The sequence below is a fragment of the Arcobacter sp. F2176 genome, from assembly GCF_004116465.1.
GTDB lineage: Bacteria > Campylobacterota > Campylobacteria > Campylobacterales > Arcobacteraceae > Arcobacter > Arcobacter siniprincipis.
Map to the genome: position 1 here is coordinate 35,590 of NZ_PDJV01000006.1, position 13,373 is coordinate 48,962.

A 13,373-nucleotide genomic window follows, 5' to 3' on the forward strand; every position below is an offset into this window, starting at 1 on the left:
TCCCTAATTAAAAGGGACCTCTCTTTTTTGACTTCTTTTAACAAGAGAAATAAATTCTCTTTAAAGAAACAAATCCTAAAGAGAATAACGAGTTATTCTTTATAAATTAGCTTCTTTTAAAATGATATTATATCTATAATTAATTAAACACCTCTTTTATTATCCCAAACCCTTATATGTAGTCTATCGCAATATTTATATCCTGAGTTAATTGCCATGTTTATAACGCTCTCAGAATGTTTATTTATCTCATAAGCACTATCACCCATTGGCATAAGATAAATGTCACAATTTGGTATTATTGAAGAGATTAATTCAATTTCTTCTTTTGCTTTTGTAATAAATTCTTTGCTAATAACAAATTTTAAATATGACTCTTTTGTATTTGTGATAATTTTTTTTAGAGTCTCTTCATTAACCCTTTTTTTAAGTGGTTCAAGTGAATTAGAAAGTTTAACGCTCATGGAAAATATTAATTCTTTTTGATACTCTTTTGTAAAATCTATATTTAATGAGCCATTTGTCTCTATTGTTACTTTATATCCATTTGATATATAATATTTTAAAATTTCTTGAAACTCTACATCTTTCCAATATAAAAGTGGTTCACCACCTGTGATTACTATATCTGCTTTATATGAAGGTTCTAACTTTTTAACTTGCTCTATGATTTCATTTTTATTCATCTTATGCCATTGGTCTTTAAATGCAGGATCAACTGCATAAAATGAATCACAAGAACATTTTTTCACTCCACTTGGAGTCTCATATTCAACCGCAAAGCCTTCGCATCTAAAATTACATTTTCCAAATCTTATAAAAATAGATGGATTTCCAACATACTTTCCTTCTCCTTGTATCGTTGGTCCAAATATCTCATTTACTTCAAGCATATACTGTACTTTTACTTTTGGGAGTCTCTAAAAATTCTACATGTGATACTTCTATTGGTAATTCATTCATTTTAGTTTGAATAATTTCTAAAAGCCAAGCAGAAAGGTTTTCACTTGTTGGAACAAAATCAACAAGTACATATCCTTCATACAATTCACGAATATGTATTGGTTCATCTTTTATACTATTTAAATCAAAAGTATAAAATCCTTCTTCATGGAAAAATAACTCTTCTTTATTTTTAAAATGAGGTAATAAAGTTTCAAATAAGGGATCATTTAAATCTAAAACAAATTTATGATCTAAAGTATCATCAAGAAATTTTTTGAACCAATTTAAGTGTTTAAAATCAGTTACCATTCCATTTTTTAAACTTGAACTCTCTAAGTGAACTATTACTTTTCCTTGATGTCCATGTAGATGTCTACACATCAAACAAGTATCTAGTGAAAAGTCTGGGTTTAATTCTTGTGACCAAACTCTATGACCATAACAAAAATCAAACTCTTTTGAAATATTCCATTTCATCAAGAACCTTTATATGGTATTGGATCTTTTGAATTTGCTTGTTCAAATCCATTTAATCGCAATCTACAAGAATCACAAACTCCACAAGCTTCTTTTTCTTCCTTATAACAAGACCAAGTAAGCTCAAGTGGAACATTTAGTTTAAGAGCTTTTTTTACAATCTCACTTTTGTGAAGTTTAACTAAAGGAGTTTTAATATTTATATGTGTTGCTTCTTTTGTCCCTTCATTAATTGCATTTTTAATTTGATTAATAAATGAATCTGTACAATCAGGATACCCACTACTATCTTCTTCAACAACTCCAATAAACATTGCTTCTGCATTCTCTTTTTCTGCAATTGCAGCTGCAATTGAAAGAAAAATACCATTTCTAAATGGTACATAAGTAACGGGAACTCCGGGTTTAACCCCATCAATTGGAACATCGATATTGGCATCTGTTAGTGCACTTGCTCCAATTTGTGTGAAAAATGGAATATCAATTTCATATTTATTTTTCACTTTTAAATCTTCACAAACATCTCTAAATGCTTTTAATTCTCTGTTCTGTGTTCTTTGTCCATAATTAAAATGAACAGCAATTATTTCATATCCTTCATTTTTAGCAATATATGAAGCAAGTGTAGAATCCATGCCTCCACTTAAAATACAAATAGCTTTTTTACTCATAAGTTATATAGTCCTTTTTTTCATCGCAAAAGAATTTCCAATTTATTGGAATAACTTTTACTTCTTGATTTTTATTTAGTTTTGATACATTTTCATCTAAAACAATAAATGAATTACATTCACTTAAAATAGATACCATTCCAGGGCTTTTTTTATCAGAAGGAGTGAAGTTTTCTCCGTTAAAGAAGCCTGGAATAAAAGTAAATTTCCCTTTTTTATTTATTAAATCATCACTTATTTTTGTATAAATAAAGTTATGATAAAAATCTTTTGCTCCAATTAATTTTTGAATAATTATTTTCCCAAGCATTTCAAAAATCAAAGCAGAGGCTAGAGGATTACCTGGTAAATTTAAAATAAAAGTATCTTTTATTTTACCAAAAATTGTAGGTTTACCTGGCTTTGCATATACTCCATCAAATAAAGTTTCTAAACCAACTTGTGTAAATGATTCTCGTGTAAAATCAGCTTCTCCCACTGATACTCCACCTGATGTGATTATTAAATCTGCATTTAAAGAGTTGTATATATGTTCTTTTATTGATTCAATAGAATCTTTTGCTTGTCCTACAAAACTCACATCACAGCCTAATTCTTTAGCTCTTGCTATAAAAGTAGGAGTATTAGAGTTATATATTTGATAATCTTTGATTGATTGATAATGGAGTTTCAACTCTTCACCTGAAGCAAAAACTACAATTTTTGGTTTATTATAAACTTTTATATGAGAAATACCTTGAGAAGCAAGAAGAGTAATTTTTGCAAAATTTAATTCTTCTCCAACTTTAATTAATAACGAATCTTTTAGAATATCTTCACCAACAAATTTTATGTGTTGCATTTTTTTTACAACAGAGGTAATTTTAATTTTATCATTAATTATTTCAGTATTTTCTTGTGGAACAACCGCTTCACAGTTTGGAGGAACCATAGCTCCTGTCATCACTTTTATTGTTGTACCTGATTTTAAAAGGTTTTTATTATTATCTCCTGCGAATATTTTGTCAGATAAAGTCAATTCTTTTTCTTTATCATCTAAAAGTATTGCATATCCATCCATTGCAGAGTTGTTAAATTTTGGTAGAGAGCTTGTTGCGTAAATGTTTTGGGCACTTATTCTTGATGTCGCATTTTCAATAGGAACTATTTCAAAATCTTTTACTTGAATTGAGTTAATGATTATTTCTAATGCTTTTTCAATTGATACACTCATATTAAATCCTTTTACTTCAACCTATGCTTAAGTTTGATATAATAGCAAAATTTCTTAAAAGTGAGATAAACATGGATTTTAGTAGTTCAACAATTGATACACACGTTTTTTTTGTATACCTTTTTATATCGGTTATGCTAATTAATTTTTATAGTGTTTATAATATAAATAATTTTATAAAACTAGCAAAAAGATTAAAATTTTTTACCCCTTTATATCATACTTTAAATGCAATTATTATTTATACAGGAACAATTGTTGCTTTTTATCAAAAAACATTTTCTTTTACTATATTTATAATGATAGCAGCAGCAATTGCAGTTATGGTGTTGGAGATAAAAAGATTTAAAAAGATGAGAGTTATAAAAAGTGATGATACACAACTGCAAGAAGAGTTTTTTAAATTTTCTAGAAAGATTTATCTTATTGAGATTATTATAATTATTTTAACATATATTATAAGTAAGATTTTTTAGTGCAGTTTGTTTATTTACCTGAGGCCTCCCTTGAAACAATTAAAGTTGAAGGTGATATTTATAAATATCTTTTTAAAGCAAGAAGAGAAAAAATTGGTTCAACTATTTTTTTTAGAAATTTAAGTGATAATTTTATTTATTCCTATGAAATATTTGATATAAATAAAAAAGATGCAAGTTTAAGACTTATAAAAAAAGAAGAGAAGATAATAGAAGTAGATAAAAAACTTCATATTATTTGGGCTATTGTTGATCCAAAAACAATTGAAAAACAACTTCCTTATTTAAATGAAATAGGGGTTGATAAAATCACTTTTTTTTATGCAGATTATTCACAAAAAAACTTTAAACTAAATATAGAAAAGTTTGAAAAAATACTAATAAACTCTTCTCAACAGTGTGGAAGAAGTTCAATTATTAAATTAGAAATATTAAATTCTTTAGATGAGGTTTTAACCTCTTATAAAGATAGTTTTGTATTTAATTTTTCTAATAATAGTGTAGATGATAATAAAGATATAAAAAGTATAATTATAGGTTGTGAAGGTGGTTTCTCACCTAAAGAGTTAGAAAAATTTACAGAAGAAAAGACTGTTGGGATTAACTCAAATTTGATTTTAAGAAGTGAAACAGCAGTTACAATTATTGCAGCAAAATTGATAGTTTAAAACTAACACTTAATTAACACTAATACTTTATAATTATAATGTTTAAACAAAAAGAATAAGATAAACTCCTACTAATTTTTATCTATTCACAAGAACGCTAAAGCCACTAAACACCAATTGGCTTTAGCTTATATCCTCTATTTTTTTGTGATTCAATAATATCACCACCTAATATTTTTCTTAAATGCCAAATATGATATCGAATGACATCAGCTTTTGAGTTACTATTAGTGGGATAAACATTTTTTTCTAGAATCTCTTTACTTACAAACTCTCCTCTTTTTTTAATCAAGTAGTTTAGTACTAATAAAGCTTGTGTTTCTATTTCTAGGGCTTTATTATTATAAAAAAGTTCTTTTGAAAAAATATTGTATGAAATTTTGTCATTAATAGTTATGCATTCGTAATATGTTCGGTATGCTCTTTTGATTAGGGATTGAATTCTTAGAATTAGTTCTTTATTATTGCCTGTTTTATTTAAAAATCCATCGCAACCACTTTTAAATGATCTAATGGTACTATTGGGGATAGAGGTTAAAACTAACCGTATAGTTTCATCTTGATATTCTGTTAATATCTTCATTATCTCATAACCATTAATTTGAGGTACGTTTATATCAAGTATGTATAAGTCGTATATATTGTCATATATTTTATTTAAAAATTCTTCTCCATTGGAACAAGTGTCCACAAAAAAGTTTTCTTCTTCAAGTAGGTCTTTTATAGTTTCTTGAAAGAGTTTATCATCTTCTAAAAATAGTATTTGAGTACCAATCATATTTTACTCCAATTGTAAAAAGTCAAAGAGTAATAAACTCTTTAACTTTTTTTAATAAATATTTAGAGTATATTCATAAAGAGTATTGTCATACCCCAACCAAAATAAATAACCATCCATAAAACCATTATAGATAAGGTATAATTACCTAATTTTGTAACAGCTTTATCTTTTGTACCATCAAAAACGCCTTGGTTTTTCCCAACTTTCCAAGCTAATGTTAGAAGATATGCAACTCCTACTCCTCCTAAAACTAAGAAAGTAAGTAAGAACATTACAATAGTAGGGATTTCTAAATTAACTGGATATTCATAAATGCTATATCCCAGTTTTGCCATAATATCAAACCTTATAAGTTCTCTCATAGAAGAGATTAACAGAGCAACAACAACTAATACTATAGTTGTAATATAACTATTACTGTTTTTCAAAATCATAAATAATAAAATAACAACACCTACAACAATAGCAATAGATAATGGATGTAATAAATATCCAACTTGTATCATCCATGCTACAAAGGCAACGGCACTTATAATTAAACCTACTACTCCAATTTTTGTTCCAAGCTTTGCACAATAATCTATAAATATTTCACTAAAATCTCTCCTTGTACTTAAAAATCTACTATAGTTTTGTAAGAATAATCCAACAACTGGAATTGATAAACTTAACATAAAAATCAATCTTACAGTATCTACATTAAATGTCCACCCACTATTGTCAACTATTCCATTTGGTGCATACATATTCATCCAATCATTTGGCATAAGAGAAGTTACTGCAAAATTATGCATTAAAGTTCCTGCAAATATTAAAATTAGAAATGAAATAATACCTATTAGTTTTCCTCCACCTTGATTTTTCTTGTTTGCAAAATAATACCAATAATAAAGAATATAACCAAGAACTAATGTATATATAAATATAAATACCCACATTCCAGATAATGTATTTGTTACATACCAATTTGGATCATAAATAACTTGTGTAAATAATAAAGGTGCAACCCCTAAAACTATAAGTATAGAAATACTTATTTTCCCTGTTTGGATTAAATGGGGTGTTAATATCTTCCAATTGTCATCACTTTTTTGTTTAAAAGTACCATATAATGAAAGTCCCATTGAACCTAATGCAAGAAAAACAAAGGCTGCATGTAATGCCCATGTTAAAACATACAGCGCTTGGAATACTACCGGATAAAAAGGTACTCCTGCTGGATCTCTTAGAGCTAATAATATTGATGCGTCCATAATTCCTCCTAATATTTCATTGATGCAAAATATTGGGCAATTGCATCAGTTTCATTTTCTGGTAATTTTAATGTTGGCATGTATGGCATACCACCTGCACCTATTGCATATAAAATAGACTTGATAGCTTCTTTATCCATACCGGCTAATCTATCTTTTAAAGGTCTATATTTACCAGTTTTTTCTAAAGAGTGACAATTTGAACATGCCATTCTTGCTAAAAGTTTTCCAACTTCATGTTTGTTCTCTTCTGTAATTACCTTTAAATTTTTTGGAACAAATGGATTAACTTGTAAAAGTCCTTTTTCGGCGATTATTGGAAGTTCGCTTTTTATTCCTTTCCCTGGTACATCACGACTAATTATTTGATTTGAATAAATATATTGACCCGCAACATAAGGTTTTCTCATAGATTCTCTTAGTTTCTCACCTGGCCATATTCCTGCAATTAATATTATAAAAACCATAACTCCTGCTAATGGTGTACTTATAAATTGTGGTTTTACAATTGCAACTAAAAAATAAATAGAAAAAACAACTGTAAGAATAATTCTACTTTGAATAACATCTGCTTTTGTTATATTAAATACAGCATGTGCATTGTCAGGTAGAGTTCCCATATACCACATAAAGAAGAATAGAACTAAAAATCCTCCAAGCATACTTACATAACCCATTTTTTTAGTTAATTCACGTGAAAGTTCTAGATTGTCTTTTTTCATTGCACTTGAAATAATAAGTCCAATTACACCTGATAACATAATCATAAAACCAATTCGTAAAAACATATGAGGGAAGGTATTTGTACCAAAAAATGCATCACTTGCACTTCCTGTTGTATAGTATTCTTGAGTACCTGGCCACATCATAAAACTAATAATCCCAATGATCAATGCTAAAGTACCAACTGAAGCCATTGCAAATGAGAATGTAAGTTTTAAATGAGTTTTCTTATCGATTTTATCTATAAAGTAAACAAGAACAAAGACTCCTATTACTTCAAAAACAAAAAATACCCACTCAGTCGCCCAAACCCAAACAAAGTTATGTATTAAAGCACTAATACCCCTTGGACTTGCTGCAGTTGCCGTGTACCAAATACCTGGACCGGTAATTGAACCTATTACATACGAAAAAATCAACAAAAACATACCGTATTTTTTCATATACGGATATAAATCAGTTCTATTTTCTTTATATGCTTTATATGACAAATATGCAAATAGCATTGCTGCACCAACAGAAGTATGTGATGCTAAGATGTGTATAGTTCCTGTCATACCCATCATCCAAGCACTTCCGTATTCTGGAAAATAAAACAACGGAAATTGTCCTATAATATCCATGTAGCCTCCTTAATTTAATTAGAGGTTAGTTTACTCTTAGTATGTTAATTTAATGTTAGTTTTTGAAATTTTTGTAGTATTTAATATTAAGAAAATTTTTATATAAAAAAGGGGACTAATAAAAATTAGTCCCCTTTGAGTTAAATAAAAGATGATGCTTAGTGCATCTCTCTCCATTGTTTAGATTTCCATAACCAAGCAAAAATTGCAAAAATTGCTAAGTAAATTAAGAACTTAGGTCCTAATTCTTCTCTTTGTGCTTTTTTAGAATCACCAACTTCTTCTAAATAACCAACAACTTGTTTTTCAGATTCTAGCGTTAAACCAACTCTTGGCATAGCAGTACCTTCTAAATGTTTTTGAGGGTCATTAACAAGTTCATGAATATATTCATGTCCTCTTGATTTAATGTATTGAGATAAATCAGGTGGAATTTTACCCATGTAAGTTTTTATATCTTTGTCAGGTGTATATGCTTGCATAGTTCCACCTTTCATATCTCCATATTTAATAGAGTGACATCTTTGACAAGCATTGTTAAATACTTCTTTATCTGTCATAGTTTTTGGTGCAATTGATTGTAAGTATGCAACCATATCAGCTATTTCTTGTGGTTGCATCCAATCATAACCTGGCATTGGGTGAACTCTTCCATCAACAAATTTATGTGTAACTTTAGAAGCTCTAGCAGGATTCATAACAAAACCAGCAAGATATTCTTTAGTATATAATTTACCAGCAGTTCCTAAATCAGGTGGTACTACACCATAAGCTGCAGCAGCACTTGCATCATCCATAACTTTTGGAAAACCTTTTGACTCAATAGAGTGACAAGCAGTACAGTTACTAGTAACTAATACTTCACCATTTGCTACATTACCTTTGTCAGAAACTGCTTCTTTAGTTGTTGCCCAAAAAGCATTAGTGTCTTTTTCAAAGTTTTCAGCATTTGTTAAATCAGCAGTTGCACTTTTAATTGCTTTTTTATCATCTGATTTTTTTGCATTTTCTAATGCAACTTTTGCTTTTTCTACATTTTCCGCAGTTATCATTTTGTCTGCTTGTGCAAAATCATAATTTGGTGCATCTACATGAGGGTGCATTTGAGAGTGAGCAAAAGGTTCAACTCCCCAGTAAGTTATTAGTGTTAAAGCTACAACTACTGCTAATATTTTTAATTCTCTCATACGTCACCCCTTTTCTTAGCATCAGATTTCGAAACAATTGGTAATGCTAAGAATATTAAAATAAATGAAAGTGCAGCTGCAAATCCAATATATGCATTTGTACCTGTTGGAGGTAATTTACCAAAAACAGTTAATACAATTAAGTCAATCATTAAAATCCAGAACCAAATAAAGAATTTAGGTCTTTTATGTGCTGGTAAGATTTTAGGATCTCTATCTAAAAATGGTAATAATAAGAATATAACATTTGCAAATCCAAATGCCATTAATCCAATATCAAATGCTTTTAAAGGACCAACATTAAAGAAGAAACCTCTTAATACTTCATATGACCATAAGAAATACCACTCAGGATAAATGTGAGTTGGAGTAACCATATTATTAGCTGGATCAAAGTTAACTGGATCCATAGCAAAGTCATAATGGAAAAATACTAAGTAAAAGTAGAATATTAAGAAAATTCCCATGACTGCTAAATCTTTAGAGATAAATACAGGCCAGAAAGGAATAACTTTTGATTCTTTTTTATTTCCAGAAAGATATTTTTCAGCTTCAGCATCAAAATCTAACTCTTCTGAATCTTGATTATTAACATGAGGAACTCTTAAAGTATAGAAGTGTAATGCAATTATTCCCATTATAACAACAGGTAATAAGAATACATGTAGCATAAAGAATCTAGTTAATGTAGCATCAGCAACATTAAAGTCACCTCTAATCCATACAACTAAAGCATCACCAATAAAAGGAATACCACCAAATAAGTTTGTAATAACCATTGCAGCCCAATAAGACATTTGTCCCCAAGGTAACATATATCCAGAGAATCCAGCAGCACTAAATGTCATAAATAATAACATTCCAGAAATCCAAATCATTTCTCTTCCTTGTTTATAAGAACCATAATAGATACCTGTAAACATGTGAATATAAATAATTAAGAATACAACAGAAGCTGCAACACCATGCATATGTCTAAATAGCCAACCATATGCAACTTCTTGCATAATTGTATAGTTAACAGAATCAAATGCTAAATTAATATCTGGTTTGTAGTACATCATCAAGAAAATTCCTGAGATAATTAAAATACTAAATGTTGTAGCTAAAAGTACACCCATAGCCCATAGAAAGTTAATATCTTTTGGAATCCAATATTCAGTCATCATAACTTTATTGAATGCTGTAAGATTTAATCTTTGATCTAACCACTCACCAACTGAGTTTGCTTTTTCAAATTTTGCCATTTTATTTCCTTCCTACGCTTCTGTTGCTACAAAAGCAGCAATTTCTTTGTATTCAGGACTAGATTCACCTAAAACAACTTTAGTACCTTCTAATTTAAATGGAGGCACATCAAGTGGTCTTGGTGGTGGTCCAAAAACATTTTCAGCACTTGCATTAAACTCACCACCGTGACAGGCACATTTCCAATGAGTTTTTTTCCATGCAGGAATACATCCTAAGTGTGTACATAATCCAATAGCAATAATAAATCTATCGCTTCCTACAATTAAATCTCTTTTTGATTGATCCATATCTGCTGTTTTTTTAAGAACAAATACTGGTTTACCTCTCCATACGAAAGTTTCTGGTTCACCTGCTTTTATAGTAGATAAATCTACAGTTGTAAATCCACCAGCTAAAACACTAGGAAGTGGATCCCATGCTTGTTTCATCCCAACAAGCGAAGCAGCACCACCTACTGCAGCAACTGCAGCAAATGAATAACCAATAAAATCTCGTCTATTAGTTTCGTTAGACATAATTTGGTTTCCTTTTAAAATAAAATCTTCCCATTATATTTAAAGATGTCTTAAATTTTTATGACTAAGGTCAAAACTAAGGTATAAAATAGCAAATTGTCTCATATTTACACAAAAGATTAGCTATATTGAGCTTCTAAGGTTAAAAATAACCTCAGAATTATAAGTTTAAGTTATATTATTTAGTAATAAATTCGATTATTTTTGATTCTATTTCTTCTTTTTCTACTACTTCATCATGCAGAATTTTTGAGTTAAATAGTTCTGAAATTGAATCAGGAATTTTCACTTTACAATCTTTTGAGATATTTTCTAAAGCAGTTTTATCATCATATTTTTCATTATTTTGTGAAATAGCATTTAGAACTGTTGGTGAGAACTTTGTCCATTCAGCAGTTGAATACATAACTGTTTTTAAATCTTTTTCTTTTAAAGTCTCATATGCTTTTAAACAAGTTGCAGTATGGGGATCCATAATATAATCTTTGTCTGTATATCTTTTTATGATTTTTATTCCATATTCATCATCAGAGTTTACGGCAGAAAAATATTTTTGTAGTTCTTTTGTCTCTTCTTTAGTCATTTCAAAAAATAGATTTTCATTTAGTGCTTCCATTAATTCTTTTGTTCTTTTAGCTCCATAAAGACTATAAATAACTCTTTCTATATTAGAAGATTTAAGGATATCCATTGCAGGAGATTTTGTAAGTTGTAGCTCTTTTCCTCTAATATCATAGATACCTGTATTAATCCATTGAGTTAAGATATTATTTTTATTTGAAGCAACTAAAAGTTTTTCAATTGGTACACCCATATTAAGTGCATAAAAGCCCCCTAAAACATTTCCAAAGTTTCCACTTGGAACTATTAAGTAAATTTTTTCTCCAAATGTTATTTCATTTTGTTTAAGCAATTGAATATATGACCAAAAATGATAAATAATTTGGAATATGATTCTTCCAAAATTAACTGAATTTGCCGCACTTAATTTTATGTCATCCTTTTTCAACTCATCTCTAAATGTATTTGATGCAAGCAATTTTTTTAATGCTGTTTGTGCATCATCAAAATTTCCTTTTATCCCTATTACTTTTAAGTTTGCTCCATCTTCTGTAACCATTTGAAGTCTCTGTACATCACTAGTACCACCACTTGGATAAAGACAAGCAACTTGAATATTATCTTTATTTTTAAAAGTATTTAAGGCAGCTGGTCCTGTATCTCCAGAAGTTGCAGCTAAAATTAAATATTTTTCATCTTTGCTTTTTGCAATTGAACTTAAAATAGAACCAAAAGGTTGTAGTGCCATATCTTTAAAAGCCCTTGTTGGTCCATGATATTGCTCATGTACAAATAAGTCATTTTCTATTTTAACTACAGGGCAAGGATTTGATGCATCATCAAAACTATCATATAAATCTAAAGCTTTTTTTATTTCACTTTCATCTATATCAATATCAAAAGCTTTAAGTATGTCATACGCTAGTTCTTTATAGCTTGAGTTAATATGATTTTGTAAAAAGTCATCTTCAAGTTTTGGTAAACTTTTGGGTACATAAAGTCCTCCAAAAGAAGCACTCGGGCTTAAAATTGCTTCGCTAAAACTTACTTCATTAGCTTTAACACCATCATTTCCTCTTGTTTCTATAAAATTCATATTAGTCCTTACTTTTAGTCATTTAATAATTTTTCTAAATTTATTCCATTATTTGGATTGTCTTTTCTTACAAATTGTGTACCAATTCCATCACTTGTAAATAGTTCAAGAATAATTGAATGTTCAACTCTTCCATCAATTATGTGAGCTTTGTTTACACCATTGTAAATAGCTTCTATGCAAGAGTCAACTTTTGGTATCATACCACCAGCTATTGTTCCATCTTTTTTATAAGACTCAACATCTGATTTGTCTAGTGAGTTTAATAGATTTTTATCTTTATCAAGAACTCCTACTGTATCAGTCAAAAATAGAACTTTTTGTGCTCCAAGTGCAATGGCTATTTTACTAGCTGCCACATCTGCATTTATATTAAATCCAGGGTGTCCAGGCTCTTTTGCATCGGCAATTGGTGCAATAACTGGAACAAATCCTTCATTTATAAGATTTGTAATCATTTTTCCATTGATTTGAGTAATAACACCTGTATATCCAAACTTTCCACCATCTTTTGCTTGGGCTTGTATAATAGAAGAATCTTTTCCTGAAATACCTATGGCTTTTGCTCCATGATAGTTTAAAAGTGAAGTTATATTTTTATTGATTTCTCCACTTAAAACCATTTCCACAACTCTCATACTATCACCACAAGTTACCCTATGTCCATCAATAAACTCAGAGTGAATTTCAAGTTTTTTCAATAATTCAGAAATTCTAGCTCCTCCACCATGTACGATTACAGGTTTGATTCCCACAAGTGAAAGTAGGGCAATATCTTGAGCAAATTTTTCTTGTAAATCAGGAGAAGTTTGCGCGCTTCCCCCATATTTGATAACAATTATTTTTCCATAGAATTTTTTAATATATGGAATGGCATCAAGTAGTGTTTCTACAGTTGTATTTTTTCTTTGCATAATTTTAAAACCTTATTAA

At 29.2% G+C, this 13,373-nt stretch carries 14 protein-coding genes; 2 read left to right on the top strand and 12 right to left on the bottom strand.

Going from position 1 to position 13,373, the window contains the following annotated elements; genetic code table 11:
• Nucleotides 1-143: 143 nt before the first annotated feature.
• The 4 genes from CRU95_RS07190 to CRU95_RS07205 are packed head-to-tail and all read right to left on the bottom strand — an operon-like array spanning nt 144 to nt 3,306.
• On the bottom strand, nt 144-893 hold the full coding sequence (locus tag CRU95_RS07190) for a 7-carboxy-7-deazaguanine synthase QueE (protein ID WP_129100469.1): 750 nt from the start codon (nt 891-893) through the stop codon (nt 144-146).
• Nucleotides 886-1,422, bottom strand: coding sequence for a 6-carboxytetrahydropterin synthase (locus tag CRU95_RS07195; RefSeq protein ID WP_013134309.1), 537 nt, complete (start codon nt 1,420-1,422; stop codon nt 886-888). Before CRU95_RS07195 ends, CRU95_RS07190 begins: the two co-directional genes overlap by 8 nt.
• Nucleotides 1,422-2,093 (bottom strand): 7-cyano-7-deazaguanine synthase QueC, encoded by a 672-nt coding sequence (gene queC / locus CRU95_RS07200; protein WP_129100470.1) that lies wholly within the window; start codon nt 2,091-2,093, stop codon nt 1,422-1,424. The genes CRU95_RS07195 and queC overlap by 1 nt, the downstream gene beginning before the upstream one ends.
• A complete protein-coding gene (locus tag CRU95_RS07205) occupies nt 2,086-3,306 on the bottom strand; it encodes a molybdopterin molybdotransferase MoeA (RefSeq protein ID WP_129100471.1) in 1,221 nt (406 codons plus the stop codon). The genes queC and CRU95_RS07205 overlap by 8 nt, the downstream gene beginning before the upstream one ends.
• 71 nt (nt 3,307-3,377) lie before the next feature.
• Here CRU95_RS07205 and CRU95_RS07210 point away from each other — a divergent pair, with 71 nt between their 5' ends.
• Nucleotides 3,378-3,782 carry a hypothetical protein gene (locus CRU95_RS07210; protein WP_129100472.1) on the top strand — a complete coding sequence of 135 codons (405 nt, stop codon included), beginning with the start codon at nt 3,378-3,380 and terminating at the stop codon, nt 3,780-3,782.
• Complete coding sequence (locus CRU95_RS07215) at nt 3,782-4,450, top strand: 16S rRNA (uracil(1498)-N(3))-methyltransferase (RefSeq protein ID WP_129100473.1); 669 nt, start codon at nt 3,782-3,784, stop codon at nt 4,448-4,450. The genes CRU95_RS07210 and CRU95_RS07215 overlap by 1 nt, the downstream gene beginning before the upstream one ends.
• Before the next feature lie 106 nt (nt 4,451-4,556).
• Here the strand turns inward: CRU95_RS07215 and CRU95_RS07220 are convergent, their stop codons facing one another.
• The 8 genes from CRU95_RS07220 to argB all read right to left on the bottom strand — a co-directional run bounded on the left by CRU95_RS07220 (nt 4,557) and on the right by argB (nt 13,354).
• Nucleotides 4,557-5,228 (bottom strand): response regulator transcription factor, encoded by a 672-nt coding sequence (locus CRU95_RS07220; RefSeq protein ID WP_129100474.1) that lies wholly within the window; start codon nt 5,226-5,228, stop codon nt 4,557-4,559.
• A 62-nt stretch (nt 5,229-5,290) separates the two neighbouring features.
• On the bottom strand, nt 5,291-6,484 hold the full coding sequence (locus CRU95_RS07225) for a hypothetical protein (RefSeq protein WP_129100475.1): 1,194 nt from the start codon (nt 6,482-6,484) through the stop codon (nt 5,291-5,293).
• A gap of 8 nt (nt 6,485-6,492) precedes the next feature.
• Nucleotides 6,493-7,830, bottom strand: a complete 1,338-nt coding sequence (locus CRU95_RS07230; protein ID WP_129100476.1) for a cytochrome c — start codon at nt 7,828-7,830, stop codon at nt 6,493-6,495.
• A 158-nt stretch (nt 7,831-7,988) separates the two neighbouring features.
• The gene (locus CRU95_RS07235) at nt 7,989-9,017 is read right to left on the bottom strand and encodes a c-type cytochrome (protein ID WP_129100477.1); all 1,029 of its coding nucleotides are present in this window, start codon (nt 9,015-9,017) and stop codon (nt 7,989-7,991) included.
• Nucleotides 9,014-10,264, bottom strand: coding sequence for a cytochrome bc complex cytochrome b subunit (locus CRU95_RS07240; RefSeq protein WP_129100478.1), 1,251 nt, complete (start codon nt 10,262-10,264; stop codon nt 9,014-9,016). The genes CRU95_RS07235 and CRU95_RS07240 overlap by 4 nt, the downstream gene beginning before the upstream one ends.
• Nucleotides 10,265-10,276: 12 nt before the next feature.
• Nucleotides 10,277-10,783 carry a ubiquinol-cytochrome c reductase iron-sulfur subunit gene (gene petA / locus CRU95_RS07245; RefSeq protein ID WP_129100479.1) on the bottom strand — a complete coding sequence of 169 codons (507 nt, stop codon included), beginning with the start codon at nt 10,781-10,783 and terminating at the stop codon, nt 10,277-10,279.
• A 178-nt stretch (nt 10,784-10,961) separates the two neighbouring features.
• A complete protein-coding gene (gene thrC / locus CRU95_RS07250; RefSeq protein WP_129100480.1) occupies nt 10,962-12,440 on the bottom strand; it encodes a threonine synthase in 1,479 nt (492 codons plus the stop codon).
• 14 nt (nt 12,441-12,454) lie between these two features.
• The gene (gene argB / locus CRU95_RS07255) at nt 12,455-13,354 is read right to left on the bottom strand and encodes an acetylglutamate kinase (protein WP_129100481.1); all 900 of its coding nucleotides are present in this window, start codon (nt 13,352-13,354) and stop codon (nt 12,455-12,457) included.
• Nucleotides 13,355-13,373: the final 19 nt, after the last annotated feature.